The organism is Flavobacterium aestivum (genome assembly GCF_026870175.2).
GTDB classification, from domain to species: Bacteria; Bacteroidota; Bacteroidia; order Flavobacteriales; family Flavobacteriaceae; genus Flavobacterium; species Flavobacterium aestivum.
This window is the reverse complement of record NZ_CP113977.2, coordinates 2,649,336-2,665,386: the sequence shown is the minus strand read 5'-3', so window position 1 is coordinate 2,665,386 and position 16,051 is coordinate 2,649,336. Positions and strand designations below refer to the sequence as shown.

19 protein-coding genes are annotated in these 16,051 nt (G+C 32.7%); 8 read left to right on the top strand and 11 right to left on the bottom strand.

All coding sequences use genetic code 11. From position 1 onward, the window contains the following. The first annotated feature begins 37 nt into the window (after window positions 1-37). The gene (locus tag OZP08_RS11640) at window positions 38-943 is read left to right on the top strand and encodes a PorP/SprF family type IX secretion system membrane protein (RefSeq protein WP_268849491.1); all 906 of its coding nucleotides are present in this window, start codon (window positions 38-40) and stop codon (window positions 941-943) included. A gap of 20 nt (window positions 944-963) precedes the next feature. Beyond that, entirely contained in the window at window positions 964-2,877 is a 1,914-nt protein-coding gene (locus tag OZP08_RS11635; RefSeq protein ID WP_268846255.1) for an OmpA family protein, read from the top strand. A gap of 158 nt (window positions 2,878-3,035) precedes the next feature. Here the strand turns inward: OZP08_RS11635 and OZP08_RS11630 are convergent, their stop codons facing one another. Together OZP08_RS11630 and OZP08_RS11625 are read right to left on the bottom strand one after the other, a co-directional pair. After that, the gene (locus OZP08_RS11630) at window positions 3,036-5,294 is read right to left on the bottom strand and encodes an acyl-CoA dehydrogenase family protein (RefSeq protein WP_281321892.1); all 2,259 of its coding nucleotides are present in this window, start codon (window positions 5,292-5,294) and stop codon (window positions 3,036-3,038) included. 164 nt (window positions 5,295-5,458) lie between these two features. Continuing rightward, on the bottom strand, window positions 5,459-5,617 hold the full coding sequence (locus OZP08_RS11625; protein ID WP_268846253.1) for a lmo0937 family membrane protein: 159 nt from the start codon (window positions 5,615-5,617) through the stop codon (window positions 5,459-5,461). A gap of 618 nt (window positions 5,618-6,235) precedes the next feature. Here OZP08_RS11625 and OZP08_RS19725 point away from each other — a divergent pair. The 5 genes from OZP08_RS19725 to OZP08_RS11605 all read left to right on the top strand — a co-directional run bounded on the left by OZP08_RS19725 (window position 6,236) and on the right by OZP08_RS11605 (window position 8,195). Further along, the gene (locus OZP08_RS19725) at window positions 6,236-6,421 is read left to right on the top strand and encodes an Hsp20 family protein (RefSeq protein WP_432419623.1); all 186 of its coding nucleotides are present in this window, start codon (window positions 6,236-6,238) and stop codon (window positions 6,419-6,421) included. 30 nt (window positions 6,422-6,451) lie between these two features. Then, on the top strand, window positions 6,452-6,907 hold the full coding sequence (locus OZP08_RS11620; RefSeq protein ID WP_268846252.1) for a YbhB/YbcL family Raf kinase inhibitor-like protein: 456 nt from the start codon (window positions 6,452-6,454) through the stop codon (window positions 6,905-6,907). 15 nt (window positions 6,908-6,922) lie between these two features. Further along, a complete protein-coding gene (locus OZP08_RS11615; protein WP_281321891.1) occupies window positions 6,923-7,354 on the top strand; it encodes a DUF2188 domain-containing protein in 432 nt (143 codons plus the stop codon). Between the two features lie 201 nt (window positions 7,355-7,555). Then, on the top strand, window positions 7,556-7,990 hold the full coding sequence (locus OZP08_RS11610; protein ID WP_281321890.1) for a hypothetical protein: 435 nt from the start codon (window positions 7,556-7,558) through the stop codon (window positions 7,988-7,990). 13 nt (window positions 7,991-8,003) lie between these two features. Further along, window positions 8,004-8,195, top strand: coding sequence for a YtxH domain-containing protein (locus tag OZP08_RS11605; RefSeq protein WP_281321889.1), 192 nt, complete (start codon window positions 8,004-8,006; stop codon window positions 8,193-8,195). 202 nt (window positions 8,196-8,397) lie between these two features. On the opposite strand, the gene OZP08_RS11600 is transcribed toward OZP08_RS11605, so the two are convergent. The 4 genes from OZP08_RS11600 to OZP08_RS11585 form a co-directional block, all read right to left on the bottom strand. Continuing rightward, complete coding sequence (locus OZP08_RS11600; RefSeq protein WP_268846249.1) at window positions 8,398-8,811, bottom strand: DUF2141 domain-containing protein; 414 nt, start codon at window positions 8,809-8,811, stop codon at window positions 8,398-8,400. Window positions 8,812-8,872: 61 nt separating this feature from the next. Further along, the gene (locus tag OZP08_RS11595; RefSeq protein WP_268846248.1) at window positions 8,873-9,790 is read right to left on the bottom strand and encodes a DUF6268 family outer membrane beta-barrel protein; all 918 of its coding nucleotides are present in this window, start codon (window positions 9,788-9,790) and stop codon (window positions 8,873-8,875) included. A gap of 107 nt (window positions 9,791-9,897) precedes the next feature. Beyond that, window positions 9,898-10,791, bottom strand: a complete 894-nt coding sequence (locus tag OZP08_RS11590; RefSeq protein ID WP_268846247.1) for a helix-turn-helix domain-containing protein — start codon at window positions 10,789-10,791, stop codon at window positions 9,898-9,900. Window positions 10,792-10,927: 136 nt separating this feature from the next. After that, a complete protein-coding gene (locus tag OZP08_RS11585) occupies window positions 10,928-11,689 on the bottom strand; it encodes an MBL fold metallo-hydrolase (RefSeq protein WP_268846246.1) in 762 nt (253 codons plus the stop codon). Between the two features lie 101 nt (window positions 11,690-11,790). Between OZP08_RS11585 and OZP08_RS11580 the strand changes: the two genes are divergently transcribed. Next, a complete protein-coding gene (locus tag OZP08_RS11580) occupies window positions 11,791-12,117 on the top strand; it encodes a winged helix-turn-helix transcriptional regulator (protein WP_268846245.1) in 327 nt (108 codons plus the stop codon). Window positions 12,118-12,259: 142 nt separating this feature from the next. Here the strand turns inward: OZP08_RS11580 and OZP08_RS11575 are convergent, their stop codons facing one another. The 5 genes from OZP08_RS11575 to OZP08_RS11555 all read right to left on the bottom strand — a co-directional run bounded on the left by OZP08_RS11575 (window position 12,260) and on the right by OZP08_RS11555 (window position 16,012). Further along, on the bottom strand, window positions 12,260-12,796 hold the full coding sequence (locus tag OZP08_RS11575; protein ID WP_268846244.1) for a nucleotidyltransferase family protein: 537 nt from the start codon (window positions 12,794-12,796) through the stop codon (window positions 12,260-12,262). 155 nt (window positions 12,797-12,951) lie between these two features. Continuing rightward, window positions 12,952-13,941, bottom strand: coding sequence for a fumarylacetoacetate hydrolase family protein (locus OZP08_RS11570; RefSeq protein WP_281321888.1), 990 nt, complete (start codon window positions 13,939-13,941; stop codon window positions 12,952-12,954). A gap of 139 nt (window positions 13,942-14,080) precedes the next feature. Continuing rightward, on the bottom strand, window positions 14,081-14,641 hold the full coding sequence (locus tag OZP08_RS11565) for a DinB family protein (protein ID WP_268846241.1): 561 nt from the start codon (window positions 14,639-14,641) through the stop codon (window positions 14,081-14,083). Between the two features lie 54 nt (window positions 14,642-14,695). Continuing rightward, window positions 14,696-15,205 (bottom strand): Crp/Fnr family transcriptional regulator, encoded by a 510-nt coding sequence (locus tag OZP08_RS11560; RefSeq protein WP_268846240.1) that lies wholly within the window; start codon window positions 15,203-15,205, stop codon window positions 14,696-14,698. A 213-nt stretch (window positions 15,206-15,418) separates the two neighbouring features. Continuing rightward, window positions 15,419-16,012: an NAD(P)H-dependent oxidoreductase gene (locus OZP08_RS11555; RefSeq protein WP_268846239.1), complete on the bottom strand. Its 594-nt coding sequence runs from the start codon at window positions 16,010-16,012 to the stop codon at window positions 15,419-15,421. Between the last annotated feature and the right edge of the window lie 39 nt (window positions 16,013-16,051).

Sequence of the window (16,051 nt, the reverse complement as noted above, 5' to 3'; positions counted from 1 at the left end):
AAAATAAAATTCTATGATCATGAAAAATAAAAAATATATGAAAATAAGGGTAATATCATACATCTTGATAATGATGAGTTTTAGTGGTTTTGCCCAACAAATTCCCCAGTATACTCAATATATGTATAATACTGTCAACATCAATCCCGCTTATGCAGGTACCAGAGAGGCCATTAGTATTTTTGCCTTGCACCGTACCCAATGGGTGGGATTGGATGGAGCACCGGTCGACAATTCTTTTTCGGTAAACACTCCTATTAATGAAAGTCATCTAGGATTAGGATTTTCTTTTGAAAATCATAGAGTTGGTCCAACTACCCAAAATGATTTCTCAGCGGATATAGCTTATGCCATTCCAACTTCAGAAAACTATAAACTTTCTTTTGGTATTAAAGCTTCGGCCAATTTGTTCAATTTAGATGCTTCTAAGTTAAATCCTGAGCAAAGCAATGATAATAAGTTGCAGAACTATAATAAGTTTTCTCCCAATATAGGAGCTGGTGTTTACTGGTATTCTGACAAGGCTTACATCGGTTTGTCTGTCCCTTATTTTATAGAAACCCAACGTTATAAAGACGAAGTGGTTATCAATAAAGAGAAAATGCATTATTATTTAATAGGAGGTTATGTGTTTGATCTTTCCGATTCGGTAAAATTCAAGCCAGCCACTCTGATTAAAACCGTTCAAGGTGCTCCTTTGCAGGTAGATGTTTCGGCCAATTTCCTTTTTAATGAAAAATTTGTTTTGGGTGCAGCTTATCGCTGGAGTGCAGCTGTAAGCGCAATGGCCGGATTTCAAATTAACGATAATATGTATATTGGATATGCTTATGATCGCGAGACAACTAATTTGGCAAACTATAATTCGGGGTCGCATGAAATATTCCTGCGCTATGAAATATTCCCAAGTATAGCCAAAATCATAACTCCAAGATTCTTTTAATACTTAAATATTTAAAGATTATGAAATTCAAAAAATTCATTTATATCGTCACAGCCTTTATATTGATTAATCCAGTTTTATTGGCTCAAAAAACAACCATTGCAAAGGCAGATAAAACATATGATCGATTAGGATACATGGATGCCATCAAGGTATATGAACGTGTAGCTGATAAAGGCTATGAATCCAAAGAGGTCTTTGAAAAACTGGCCAATTCTTATTACTTTAATGGAGAACTTCCAACAGCAGCAAAATGGTATGAAAAACTTTTTGCAACAGAAACTCCTGATCAACCCGAATATTATTATCGTTATGCTCAAAGTCTTAAAGCGGCTGGCCAACCTGAAAAGGCAGATAAAATAATGGGACAATTCAGTAATTTGGTCCCAAATGATTCCAGAGCATTGGAATTTAAAGGTAAAAAAGATTATTTAGCTGAAATTAAAGCCAATTCCGGAAAATATGAGGTTAATAATGCTGGGATTAACACACAATATTCAGATTATGGGGCAACTTATTTTGATAAAAAAATAATTTTTACTTCGACTCGAGACAATAATTTGGTTAGAAACAAAAAACAAAACTGGACCGGACAGTATTTTTCTAATTTGTATTCTTCCGCTATAGACAATGATGGGAATTTTTCTAACCCCGAATTATTTTCGAAAGAAATCAGTAGCAAATACAATGAATCGACACCTGTTTTTACCAAAGACGGACAAACTGTTTATTTTACCCGAAACAATTATAATGATGGAAAAAGAGGAAAAGACGATTCGAAAACAACTTTGCTTAAAATTTACAGAAGCAAAATAATAAATGGAAAATGGGATGAAATTACCCAATTACCTTTTTGTTCAGAGAATTACAGTGTAGCACATCCCACTTTGAGCCCTGATGAAAAAACGCTGTATTTTGCTTCTGATATGCCGGGAACTTTGGGACAGTCTGACCTTTTTAAGGTAGCAATCAATCCGGACGGAACTTTTGGAAATCCGGAAAATTTAGGAAAAGCAATTAACACCGAAGGTCGCGAAACTTTTCCTTTCGTAACTTCAGACAATCAATTGTACTTCGCTTCAGATGGTCATTTGGGACTGGGTGGCTTAGATATTTTTACAGCCAATTTAGATCAAAGCAATCCTAGCATTACGAACATCGGCACACCTATCAATACGCAAATGGATGATTTCGCATTTGTCCTTAACGAAAATAAAACTGATGGGGTCCTAAGTTCTAATCGTGAAGGAGGTAATGGATCTGACGATATTTATAAGTTCAAAAAATGTTTGGTAAATGTAAAGGGAACAATCTTGGACAATGACAAAAATATAGCGATTCCAAATGCTACTGTTTACATTTTGGATAAGATGCAAAAGCAAATTTATAAAACAACAGCCGATGAGTTGGGAAGATTTGAATTCAAAGCCGATTGTAATGAAGAGTATTTTGTAAGAGGCGAAAAAGAAAATTATGGAACTAGTGAAACCTCTTTTAAAACGGATCAGTCACCAGAAAAACAAGTTACTGTTGGATTGAAACAGACCGTTATTCCTCTTGTTGAGGGAACTGATTTAGCCAAAGTTTTGAATATCCCGATTATTTATTTTGACCTTGATAAATCCAACATACGTGAAGATTCTAAAATTGAATTAGAAAAAATCTTGACCGTAATGGAAGAAAATCCAACTTTAAAAATTGGAATTCGTTCTCATACCGACAGTAGAGCTTCTAAAGATTATAACATTAAATTATCAGAGCGAAGAGCACAATCGACCCGTAATTTTTTAATAGAACATGGTATTGCTGCCAATCGTTTGACTGCTAAAGGTTATGGTGAATCACAATTAGTAAACAAATGTTCTGATGGGGTAAAATGTACTGAGGAAGAGCATCAAAAAAACAGACGATCAGAATTTATAATTATTAAGTAAAAAATTTAAAAATATCAGATACTCTCTAACCAAAAACCTCCAAAGTCATTTGATTTTGGAGGTTTTTAAATAATGAAATTTCAATTAATCCTAGTCTCTCTTTAGCAAAATAATCAAATCACTTGATTTAGAATTACTTTTCTTCCCTTTTAGTTTTATTACAAAACAATTGGTGCAGCAAGGCAACTTTCAGGGATATCGAATGCTTTTACCAAAGAAACAGCATCTTGCCTGATTTCCCAGCAAAGCTGATTCACCATCTTACGAATGGCTTTTGTTTTAACAGCTTCCATATAGCCCTCTTCAAGATACCAGCCCTTATTTCTTTCAATTTGCGAAAGGGCATATAATTGGCTCAATTTCAACACTACTTCCTTGCACTTTTTATCCTTGACGGATTGTACAGCAATTTGAAACTGTTCGAGGATTATTCGTTCTAAATAAGCTTGGGAAACATCAATCATTTGATGCTGTACTACATTGTATGCATCATAAGGCTCAAGTCCGCTATCAATCAGTTTTTTTATTCGTTTTGCCAATGAAGTCACTGTTGCTTTTTCCCTGTACTCAAAAGCATTCAAATGAAACTCATTATCGAGTAAATGCTCATCATCCGTTTTTCGAGTTACAATCGGATTTTTTTCTGAAATTCTAGTCTTGGTACTCTCATAAACGTAATTAATAACTTCTATAGTGCTCATTTCACCAAATGATTTCCGAAACTCAGCTAGACGGTTCTTAGCTACCAATTGCATCAATACGGTATTATCCCCTTCAAAGGTGGTATAAATTTCAGTATCATTCTTTAAAGCATCAATACGATTTTCCGACAAATATCCTTTTCCGCCACAGGCTTCGCGGCATTCCTGTAGAATATCTCTCGTACTCCAAGTAACATAGGCCTTCATTCCTGCAACAAGAGCTTCTATTTCCTGGACTTCAGACTCCTTTTTATCAATGAAGCGATTAGTTACATATTGGAGCGCAAAATGCATCGCATATGTTTTTGCAAGTAACGGAATTAGTCGGCGTTGGTGCATACGGTAATTTAAGATTGGAACTTCTGAACCTCCTTCAGGTCCAAACTGTCTGCGTTTATCACTGTATATAATTGCTATTGCTAATCCTGATTTGGCTGCAGCCAATGCTGATCTCGGTATTCCAATCCTTCCTCCTACCAATGTACCAAGCATGGTAAAAAATCGTCGGTTATCACTTGGGATAGGACTTTCAAATTTCCCTTTTTCATTTACCGAAGCAAACCGGTCAAGCATATTTTCTTTTGAAATGACAACATTTTCAAAGCGGATGGTCCCATTATCAACGCCATTAAGTCCCATTTTTAGTCCACAATCACCAATAGTAATACCTTTCAGTGTTTTACCGTTCATATCACGCAACGGAACGATGAAAGCATTAATACCATAGTCATTGCCGTCAATGATTAATTTTGCAAATACTGTGGCAATTTGACCATGCTTTGCAGCATTCCCTATGTATTCTTTCTGAGCATTCGCATTCGGTGTATGAATCGTAAATGTTTGGTCAACGTGATTATAGGTCGCTGTTGTTTCAAGTCCTTTGACATTTGAACCATGATTAGTTTCCGTCATTGCAAAACAACCGGGCAATTTCAGCGAACCAATATCCTTTAAGTATTTATTATAATGTTTTTCTGTACCAAGCGATTGTATACTCATTCCCCAAAGCCCAAATTGTACACCAAACTTGATGACCAAACTCAAATCGTAATAACTCAGGGTCTCCATGACAGTAAAATAATCCACAAGATTTTCTCTACCTCCGTATTTCTTTGGAAAAGCCATATTCCCAAAATTTTCTTTGGCAAGGATTTTACACCAATGGTATACTTTTTCACGATAAACATCAGTATCGGTTGAAGTTTCGTATGCAAATTCCGGTCGGCTAATAACTGATTTTACTTTCTTGATAATTGCACTTTGTTTTCCATCCAAAACTTGTGTTAGCTTTTTCGTATTGAACCTATTAACAGCTTGGTGATTTAAAGTAAAAGTATTTTTACTTTCCCTAAAATTCCCAATAGCTTCTTCGCCTAAAATTCCAAGATCATTTTCAAGTTTTATGAAAGCTGATCTTAGATCTTTTATGATTTTGTCATTTTTTGAAAGCACAATGGAAATGCCAAGAATAGATCTGATTGAAGGTTTTAAGTGAATTACTTTCTCCATTTCAGATTTCCAACCAGTAAGTTCTTCTCGTGATGGTGGAGCTAAAATATTTATTTTTGAAAAGAGTATGTCTTTTTCTTTTTGGGAAATCCAGTCCTGAGAATTGATAAACTCTTGTAAAGTAAAAAATTCTTTTTGAGTTAAAATATCATCTGACCAAACGAGATAAAAAAAAGGAATAAATGCCTTAAGTTTTGGATTTTCCATAATTAACTCTAAATAAAAACTTTAACTTTCGATAAGTTGGTGAAATTTAATAACTAAAGTCATGAAATAGTATAATTGAATTATCTCTTGATAAAGAAGATTACTCATTAATAAACTCTAAAACTTCTACAAATATTACAAGTCTTAGAGTTTACAAAAGCATTTTACAAAGGTCTTTTTCCTTGAATAATCCTTAAGATAACTGCAATTAAAGCAATTACCAATAAAATATGAATTAACCCACCTGGCACAAATCCGCCAAAATAACTGATTGCCCATATTATAATTAATATTACTGCAATCGTATAGAGTAAATTTCCCATTTTAGTTTATTTTTTAAGGTTCACTTTTTTAAGTTAATAATAACACCATATGATATCAAAATGTTCCTCGATATATAATTGATTGGTTTTCGATACCAACAGTTTACCCACCTACCCTAATTGTTACATTGCCATTGTCTATTTTTGACGTTCTCTCTAGGGTTTTACTTCGATTTGTGCCATATAATTATGACAGTACTATTAAAAATGGTAACACTAAAAATGACTTTAAATTTTAATTATTTTATCATTATTTAGCTTTTAATCTAATTGTTAAATTTCGATCACACAAAGTTACTTAATTATTCATTATCAATAAGTTAAACATTTATTTATAAATAATATATGATAAAATTATAGACTCGTATATACTACCATTCACTAAACAGAAAATTTCAAATATTTTATCCTGCAAGCTTAGTCCGCTTAGTGAGGCACGTTGAACTATTTAATTTTTATAGATAAGCCATACTACTGAATCATCATTATTCTAAGAAATCTTTAAATTACCATAACGTTTTATAATTAATTTAACCCCATAATACAATATTTATCATTACTTTTATCAACACACAATACACACATTCAAACACTTACACTTTAAAAAAAAAGTAAAAATTGATAAAAAACTACAAGTGTAATAAATTTTCATCCAGGAGCTTTTCTCGCAGTTTTGCATTGCCCAATAATACTGATGAAAATAATATCAATGCAAAAATACGACAACGGTATACTGTAGATAGCTATTCCAAAAAAATGGAAGTGACGGTTACAAAACCGAAAAAAATCATTTCAATGATGTGACGTATACTGAAAACATCATTCCTTATACTTATGGAAACTGTTCTTAATAAACCACTGATAGTCGAAAGTCCTGCTTTCGCAAACAATGAATTGATTCCCGCCAAATACACCTGTGTTGGGTCCGATATCAATCCGGCTCTTGTCATAAAAGATATTCCTTATGGCACAAAGTCTCTAGTACTTATCATTGATGATCCTGATGCGCCCAATGGCATATTCACACATTGGATTATGTGGAATATTCCTGTAATGACCACAATCGATGAAAATAGTGCTTCTGGAATTCAAGGTAAAAATGGAAAAAATCAAAACAAATATATGGGGCCTTGCCCGCCACCGCCAGATGTACACCATTATAATTTTAAGATATATGCACTCGATACCAAATTAAACTTATCTGTAGCATCTGATGAAAATGCACTTATCAAAGCAATGGATAAGCACATTCTTGCCTCTGGTGGACTCATTGGTCTCTTTAAAAAATAATTTAAATTAAATATTATGCCGTGGACAAAAACAGATTATCCCAACTCCATGAAGAATCTTCCTGCTGCAGTACGAAATAAAGCCATTGAAATAGCGAATGCTTTACTTGAAGAAAGACATATGGATGATGGGATTGCAATAGCCACCGCTATTAGTAGAGCTAAAGACTGGGCTGCCGAACATGGCCTTAAGACGGATAATCCTGAAAAATCAAGGATTACCGATGTTAAAATTCATGGTCAGGATCGTTACGTAATCCCTTATGAAAACGAATGGGCTATCAAGGTAGAAGGAAAAGAAAAAGTAGAAAGGGTATTTCACACCAAGCAAGAAGCGATAAATCAGGCACGTCAGGAAGCTAAAAAAATTAACGGTTCCCTAACGATCCAATTAAAAACGGGAAGAATAGAAAAAAGAATTTCCTATAACCCTAATAATAAGGGCTAAAACAGAAGAGAGTAAAATAATAAATCCAATTAGCTTAGTGATAAAAGAATGGGAGCAAAAATTGGATATAACAGATTTTCAGCGATAACTGTCTTCGAATTTCAACTCTGGAGCATCATAAAAGAATAAGCAATAAATATATTTCTATGTTACATCAATCTATTCTCAGACAAAACTTTTAAAAATGAAAAGATGAAAAAGATGAAAACATTAAAATTAATCACAGTTGGAGTATTATTTATAATAACTACCACAATTCACGCACAAGTTTCAGTAAACGTAAACATTGGATTACCTCCCCCTTGGGGTCCCGTAGGATATTCTGAAGTAGAGTATTATTATTTGCCAGACCTTCAGGTTTATTATGATATACGGGCCACACAATTTATTTACTTAAATAATGGTGTTTGGATACGAACCCACAATTTGCCCTATAAGTATAGAAATTATGACTTATATAATGGCTATAAAGTGGTATTAACAGATTACCATGGAACAAAACCTTATACCTATTATCATGATCATAAAGTGAAATATCACAAAGGGTACAATAAAGGTCATCAAAAAACAATTAAAATGAAATCTGATCATCATAATGACCACCATAATAACCATCATAATAATGGAAATCATTAAAATAAAAACAATTATGAAAACAAATAAAATAATATTAAGTGCTATAGGCGGCGCTGCCACTGGAGCATTACTAGGAGTTTTGTTCGCACCTAAAAAAGGTTCGGAAACAAGAAAAACAATTCTAAACAAAAGCCATGATTATGTAGATGGCGCAAAAAATAAATTCAAAACTCTACTTAGAAAGGATATCAAACCGGTATCATAACATTTTACATGAAGGGAAACACTTAATGCCCGAAGGAAAATCAAAAGTGGATCATACTTCAAAAAATGAAGTTTAAAAACGAAAACCTCAATACGTATTGAGGGTTTCGTTGTTTTAAGTCAAAACTATTTTCCTAAAACTTTTAGAAATCTTAAAATTGAAACGTAAATAATTACATCCTTCCAATTTGGGTTTCCAATCCCTAATAAAGATCTATTGTAATTTTTGAATCATTTTTTAAAACATGAATAGAGCAATCTCGAAACGTAGGTGCACCACCATCTGGCTTAAAATTAGTGCTGTTTCCTACGGGCTCTTTAGGTACTCCCAACCAACTGCTTTTTAGATCACCGTTATTATCCAAATCTTGAAAAACAGTAATAGCATAAGTCCCTCTTGGCAAATCAACTTGAAATTTCAAGGTTCCTTGATCTGCTTTTTGAACCATCGTGAAATAGGCAGTTTTAAGAAAGTTCTCTTTTTTGTCATAGACATTCAGTACGACTGTCCCCTTCCCTTTTTGAACATTGGTCACATCAACATTCATTTTTAGTTGTTGCGCATTAACAAAATGTGATACCCCAAATACTAGAACAATTAGAATTAATTTTTTCATTTTTCTCATTTTATTTATTGTTGTTGAATTTATTTCTTTGATAGTATTCTTGATTCTGTTATTATTTTCCAAAACGGTAGGTTAGCATCATTTTTACATAAGGCATTTCTTTTGCGTTATAGTTACTAAGGGTGTCATTCTTAGAATTAAACAGCGTGTATTTATTTGCAAAGCCGACACCTCCCTGCAACTGAAGCCAAACCCCATCAAAAAGACGTTGGCTAATTTGCAAACCGCCATGAATAGCCGAGAACTGAGCATAATCAATCTCTTCACCTTCGCTATTCTTGTAGTTTTGCAAATTATGAAGTGTCCAGTCTATAGATCCCGCCACACCAACCTGTGTACTATTGCCCAGATTACGAAAAACATTCACTCTTGGCCAATATAGCTGAGCAAACCATTTTCCGTCATTGCTCTTATAATCTACAGATATAGCTGGCGTTATCAAAAACTTACCAAAAGCATACATAACATGTGGTCCAATCCCAATTTCAAGATTTGATTTTTCTCCAAACTTTTTTGAAACTCCAAAAATGCCATCGAATACCATATCATCCAACGAAAACGAGTTTTTAAAATCTGATGCTACGGTAGGTATGAAAATTCCAAAAGCGGCCCATCTTTTTCCAAAAGGACGGCGTACAACAATGGTAGGCTTGATTTCTTTTATTTTTGTGATGCAATTCGGACTAGTTGTGATCTCTCTATCGAATGTAAAGTCTAATACTCGATAGTTGACTATACCAAGAATACGAGTTTTTCCAATTTTAAAAGAGGGTATTGGCAACCAATAATCGTAGGTGGTATATTTGAATTCATTTCCAAAATACGGATCTTCAGAAGTCAAATTCCTAAAGCTGCTTTTTCCGTTTACAGTAACGCCAACCCCAGCGCCATCTGTTATTAATTGAGCATAAAATTTATTTGGAAGACCAATAAACAAGGTCAACAAAACCAATAACAGTACTTTTTTCAAAATAACATTTATTAAATTTAAACACACGAGCTATATCTGCCCTCTACCATTTTCTGAAGACAAAAGTGCGGTTAAATCAATAATTGTTGTTAGGATTTAGTTTGCCGTTACTCGGACAAATCGTGCGTAAGTGAACTTCGGTACTGTGAAGGAGTGGTACCTGTTATTTTTTTGAAAAGTCGTCCAAAATAAGAAGGGTCTTCGTAATTCAATTCAAAAGCAATTTCGGAGATATCTTTAGTTAGATCTTGCAAGAGAATCTGACTTTGTAGGATGCTAACGTTATTAATCCATTCTTTTGGAGCTATTCCGGTGGTTTGCTTAATACACCTATTCAGATAATTTACAGAAATTTTTAATTTGTCGGCATAAAAGGACACCGATTTATTTTGGCTGTGGTATTTATAAACCAATTCTTTAAAGGAAAAAGTGATTTCATTACCACGGTTTACCGCTTTATTAAACTCCTTATTTGAAGAAATGATTTTTTGAAAAGCTCCTTGCATCAGCGAATAACAAATTTCAATATTGGAATTTCCATCCCGAAACTCTTGACCTAATAAACAAAACAAAGAATTAAGCCATATACTCGTTTCTTTTGGCAATTTAATAACTGAATTAGTGGCAAAAATCTGTATCAACTCCTGTTTAGTCAGAATATGATTTAAGACGCTTTCCTCAAATAAAATAAAATGGCCCGTTATCTCCTGATCAATTTCTTTCATTGCGGTAATATGTCCTTGTTTTACAAACAAAACATCATTCTCTGTTATAGATATTACCTCATTATCTACTTGTTGTTTTGCACTACCATTAGTAACATGAACGATAAAATTATAATCAGGTCTAAAGAGTGGAGTTGGAATCTGAATATACTCTGTTGTTGTATTCAAATCGTATATCTGTAAAGGAGTTTTTAAAAAATCAAAATCTAAAGAAGCATCAGACATAAATTGTCTTGGAAATTCCTCCGATGATATAATTTTAATAGTAGTACTCATGTTACAAACTTAAGCATTTAATTACAAAAGTTTAGGACCTCTTTCAACACTGAATAAAAAACCCTCAACATTTATTGAGGGCTTTATCATTTTAAACCAGAAGTTTTTTCTCTACAACCTTTAGGATTGCTTTCTTTTACATCAAAAATTCCTCACCATCATTAGGTACAAATACACGTCCTAAGATGTTGTTCGTTGATAAGAAATCCGTAATGTCTTTTCTATTCTCTACTACAGGACTTACAGTTTCGAGGTGAACAACGACAATCTTACCTCCTGAATAATAATCCGATAGTTTTTTTATATCAGATGTATTCATCGTAACATGTTCCCCTATACTAAATCTTGCTCCTCCTCCATTAACAATTATTGATGTGGGTTTAAACTCATCTATTGCATTAACAACATCGTCACACCAAATAGTATCTCCTGCGATATAAAGAGTTTCTTCCTCATGGCGTAAAACAAAACCACTAACTTTTCCCATCAAATCTCCAATCTCTCCTAATCCATGTTTCCCATTTGTACGAAGCATTTCGATTTCATCAAAAAAGGCGTTTTCATTAACCGGAATACTATTTTTAAAACCCAATCGCTCAATCTCATGAACATCATCCGGCTGACAGTAAATAGGCATATCTTTTGGAATAATTGCGTGAGCTTTAGGATCCCAATGATCAGGATGCAAATGGGTCAGAAGTACAGCATCTGTTTGTTCGATTAAATCATGCAGTTCAAATTCTGTAATCGGAAGGTCAACCAACGGATTTTCGCGCATATCATCAATCCATGGAAATTTACCCAAAGAGCCTTTTGTTCCTAACATTGGGTCTACCAATATTTTTTTCCCGTTAATGCTTATCAACAATGTAGCGTTTCTTATTAATCTTACTTTCATGTTATAATTATTTTTAAATTTGTTCACTGCAAACCTAGTCAGTCTATATCTTGACCACAAGAAATGAACCTATAGGTGAACTGTTCACAAATTTGTAACCTATGAATTATAATGAGTTTGAAAGCTGTCCGTTAAACACTTTTTTTAAGCTTTTTTCAGGAAAATGGAAATCGTTGATTCTATATCATTGCTTCAAAAAAGGAGATATCCGTTTTACAGAACTATGGAGAAGCATACCTAAAGTTTCGAAAAAAGTTTTGCTAGAACAGTTAAAAGAATTAGAAACCTCAGGTATTATTCAACGAACACAAATCAATACATTTCCGCCAGAAGTTTTTTATGGACTTTCTGAGAAAGGTAAGTCTATACTACCAGTTATCTCACATATAGAAGATTGGACAAATACTACTATTCTTACTCAAGAATAGTAGTGTTTTGAAATCGCTCACTTTTATAAATTGGAGCCTATTTCTCCGCAAAAACGACAAAACCCTCAATATCTATTGAGGGTTTTGTCGTTTTAAACTAAAGGTTTTAATCACAGGAAGACATATACTAGCCAAGAATTATTTAATAACTCAATTTTTTCCATATCATTCCCCATTGTTTTTCCTTTATTCTTTTCTCATAAATTTTAAGGTCAAAATTTGGTGTTGGTTTTACGATAAGATTAAACAAATCATCTAAACCATGTGGAGCTATAACTCCTATTTCATTATTACTCCCAATCCTAATTGCTACTGAAGTTGCCGTTTCTGGCCAAAATGAAATTGCATTTTCACAATCTATATAGGCAGATTGATTATTGCGTAAATGCATTCTGGCTTGGTTTTTTACTGACCAAATAACAAATGGTTTTATCCTTTTTAGCTTTTCTTCTATCTCTTTATCTTCGCTTTCGGATAGATTTAATGAGTTATAATAAATAACATCAACATCATTCAGTTCAGTTCTTGCAATCCCGTGTTTTACATCCCAAACTTTATTTCTTACCAATCCTGCACCAATCCAACAATCATTTAATTCTAAATCTTTTACTGTCTGTAAAATATCTAAAATAAAATTGTCTTTTTTAATAATTTCAATGAGTTCTTCTTTATAATTCATTCACTAAAAGGATATAGAAAATTTAGATTACAAAATTTCTTATTCAAAATAACTACTGCTATTTTAAAACTTTGTGTTCTGGATGAAATGCAAAATCGATTCTGACATTTACATTTTAGCGACCTCAACACCAAAGCCTTTGTTAGCAACAGTTGTTATTTCTTTTCGTACTTTTTTACTTTTTGATTGATTTTACCAAATAAAGATTCTCCTGCTGCATTTTTCATTTCAATCTCTATTGTGTCTCCAAACTTCATATACGAAGTAGATGGCTTTCCGTCTTTTATTGTTTCCAAACATCTTACTTCTGCAATACAACTAGAACCTGTTGGACTTCCCTGGTTTGCAACAGTTCCAGAACCAATAACAGTTCCTGCCATTAAGGAGCGTGTTTTTGCAGCGTGAGAAATTAATTGTCCAAAATTGAAAGTCATGTCTATACCAGCGTTTGGTGTTCCAAAAACTTTACCATTCAATATAGAAATTAGCGGTAAATGTAATTTTCCATCTACAAACTCATTTTTAAGCTCATCTACAGAAACTACCACTGGTGCAAAAGATGTCCAAGGTTTCGATTGATAAAATCCAAATTGTTTTGAAAGCTCATTTGGAATTAGATTTCTTAAAGAAACATCATTGATTATTGTTACAAACTTTATATGTTTAATGGCCTCTTCTGGGCTAATTCCAGCAGGTACATCATCTGTTATTACTGCTACTTCTGATTCAAAATCAATCCCCCACTCTTCGTCCTCAATCTCAATATCATCATTTGCTCCAATAAAAGCATCTGAAGCCCCCATATACATAAGAGGATCTGTCCAAAACGACTCAGGAAGTTCAGCATTTCTAGCCTTTCTTACTAACTCAACATGAGTTACATAAGCACTTCCGTCTGCCCAATGATAAGCTCTTGGAATTGGAGCCATTTTTTTTACTTCATTAAAATCTATTATATTTGAGACACTTCCATTGTTTAGATCTTCATAAACTTGCTTTAGTTTTTCTTCGACATTAATCCAATTGTCAAGAGCAAATTGCATTGTCGGTGCTATCTGAGAAACGTCTACAGCTTTTGTTAAATCTCTGCTTACAACAACTAATTTTCCGTCACGTGTTTTGTTTTCTATTGAAGCTAATTTCATTATTGCTTTTATTTTTTTATTAAAATTATCACTAATACACTACTTCCTAAAAATGGAATTAGTTCATCAAAACTATCCATTTAAAAGTAATTATGCAAAAACAAAGCAAATATTAATCAAAGTAATGAAAAATCATTAATTAAACATTGACTCCCATCTTCAATTGCACATTTTCAATTTGCTTAATATGCCTTAAGTTGTGGTTTATGATAAAACGAAAAGTATCTCCTAATTTTAATTTTATCCATTTAGATATAGAAACTGTAATTTTAACCCCATTTAGATTTACACTTTTTGATTTATTAAGCAATTCTATTAAACTTTGTTGTTGGCTAATAAATCGATCTATAGTCTCCCTGTCCAATTTACTGTTTAAAGGATTTTTATCCTTAAATGTTTTCATCTTGTTCAGTTTTTCTTTTGGCAGCATACTGTTAGCAAAATAATTCCCTAGAAATCCGCTTTCAAAGTATTCTACATTATTGCTGTTTGTGTTTTCAATGGCTTTTTTTATTTCTGGCAAATAATAATCACCATATAAATTTAGGTGTTCCAGGCATTCTAATACACTCCAACTTTCTTTATTCTCTTTCCAGTTAAGCTGTTCATTGTTCATTGCTTTTAGCAATTCAGCAAAATTCAGGTTTTGTCTTGTTACTTCAATTAATTCTAAAATTAGATTTTCTGATTTTGTTTTCATAGATTCTTTTTTTACAAAATTCTGCTAATTCCTTTTGAAAAATATTGATTGATATCAAGACTTTTTTAATCTTGAAAGTGTTTCAGGACTCATCCTTAAATAATTTGCAATATGCTTATTAGGTATTTCCTGAAAAAGTTTTGGACTCCTTTTTAAAACCCTGTTAAACCTTTCTTTTGGTGAAGTGGTTAATATGTCTTTTTCTCTTTCTATTTGCTGTAAAACTAAATCTTCAAGTATATTTATCCAAAGACTTTTGTTTTCATCGGATTTGTTTATAAAATCGACAAACAAGTTTTTCGGAATAATTTTTAAAGTTATTTTTTTAATGGCTTGTATATAAAAATCTGAAGGCCTTCCTGTTAAAAAAGAATCCAAAGCAACAATCAAATCATCTTTATAACCAAATCGTATAATTTGCTCTTCAAAATCATCTAAAACAAAAATTTTCAAACTCCCACTTTCAATAAAGTAAATGTTGGTATCGATACTCCCTTTTACTTTTAAGAATTCATTTCTTTGAAGGGTAATTGTTTCATTAGAAAGTTCAATTATTTCAGTCACGATTTATGAATTTAAAATATGAAAAGGATTGTTTTTTTATTGCAATACGTACAGTAAACTAATTGCTTACTGTACGCAAATTTAAAATTAAATTTGTCTTTATCTCCCCATCAACAGTAATTTCGTTAACAATCACATAAGATAAATCGTAACCAAACTAAGAACTGTAAATTGGTCTTGTAGATTTTTTTTGAGCACGTACAGCTTTATGCCCTATTTAAGCTTTGAACATCGTTTTTCAATGTTACTCAACCACTTTTTACGTTTTGTTTCGGATGCTATTTTTACCATGCTCAGATTTATCCATTTCCTATTTTTATAGCCCAATTTCCAAAATGTCCCTGTCAGAATTGCTTTTTTTATAGCATTCCCAAACACAAAGCGATATAAAATACTGGGAGTATTCATCGTTGTAATAACAGTTACACTTTTTAATTTTTTAAAAAGAGGAATCATTCTGTAATCACTTTTAGTAGCATAATCGTAAGCTACTCCTGGGAAAATTACTTTATCAATAAATCCCTTTGTCATTGCTGGCATGAGTTCCCACCAAATAGGAAAAATAAAAACTAAATGATCAGCTTGTTCAAGTCGTAGCTTATACTCTATTACTTTTGGATCAATGGGTTTTCTGTCAATAAATGCTTTAAGATCTTGATTTGACATTACCGGATTAAACCTTTCTTCATCAAGATGAATAATATCTACTTCGTGATTGGCATTTTGAAATCCTATGGTTGCTGAATTTAATATTGCATTACAAAAACTGCCATCATAAGGATGATTGAAAACGATTACTACTTTCATTTTTTTATGTTGTTAAGATTTACAACACAAAACTCGAAA

Bases quoted from the DNA above. Each gene is read 5' to 3' on its own strand.
- OZP08_RS11580 (WP_268846245.1), top strand. From the start codon at position 11,791: ATGAATTATAATGAGTTTGAAAGCTGTCCGTTAAACACTTTTTTTAAG.
- OZP08_RS11585 (WP_268846246.1), bottom strand. From the start codon at position 11,689: ATGAAAGTAAGATTAATAAGAAACGCTACATTGTTGATAAGCATTAAC.
- OZP08_RS11640 (WP_268849491.1), top strand. From the start codon at position 38: ATGAAAATAAGGGTAATATCATACATCTTGATAATGATGAGTTTTAGT.
- OZP08_RS11570 (WP_281321888.1), bottom strand. From the start codon at position 13,941: ATGAAATTAGCTTCAATAGAAAACAAAACACGTGACGGAAAATTAGTT.
- OZP08_RS11565 (WP_268846241.1), bottom strand. From the start codon at position 14,641: ATGAAAACAAAATCAGAAAATCTAATTTTAGAATTAATTGAAGTAACA.
- OZP08_RS11600 (WP_268846249.1), bottom strand. From the start codon at position 8,811: ATGAAAAAATTAATTCTAATTGTTCTAGTATTTGGGGTATCACATTTT.
- OZP08_RS11555 (WP_268846239.1), bottom strand. From the start codon at position 16,012: ATGAAAGTAGTAATCGTTTTCAATCATCCTTATGATGGCAGTTTTTGT.
- OZP08_RS11610 (WP_281321890.1), top strand. From the start codon at position 7,556: ATGAAAACATTAAAATTAATCACAGTTGGAGTATTATTTATAATAACT.
- OZP08_RS11635 (WP_268846255.1), top strand. From the start codon at position 964: ATGAAATTCAAAAAATTCATTTATATCGTCACAGCCTTTATATTGATT.
- OZP08_RS11625 (WP_268846253.1), bottom strand. From the start codon at position 5,617: ATGGGAAATTTACTCTATACGATTGCAGTAATATTAATTATAATATGG.
- OZP08_RS11615 (WP_281321891.1), top strand. From the start codon at position 6,923: ATGCCGTGGACAAAAACAGATTATCCCAACTCCATGAAGAATCTTCCT.
- OZP08_RS11630 (WP_281321892.1), bottom strand. From the start codon at position 5,294: ATGGAAAATCCAAAACTTAAGGCATTTATTCCTTTTTTTTATCTCGTT.
- OZP08_RS11575 (WP_268846244.1), bottom strand. From the start codon at position 12,796: ATGAATTATAAAGAAGAACTCATTGAAATTATTAAAAAAGACAATTTT.
- OZP08_RS11590 (WP_268846247.1), bottom strand. From the start codon at position 10,791: ATGAGTACTACTATTAAAATTATATCATCGGAGGAATTTCCAAGACAA.
- OZP08_RS11620 (WP_268846252.1), top strand. From the start codon at position 6,452: ATGGAAACTGTTCTTAATAAACCACTGATAGTCGAAAGTCCTGCTTTC.
- OZP08_RS11605 (WP_281321889.1), top strand. From the start codon at position 8,004: ATGAAAACAAATAAAATAATATTAAGTGCTATAGGCGGCGCTGCCACT.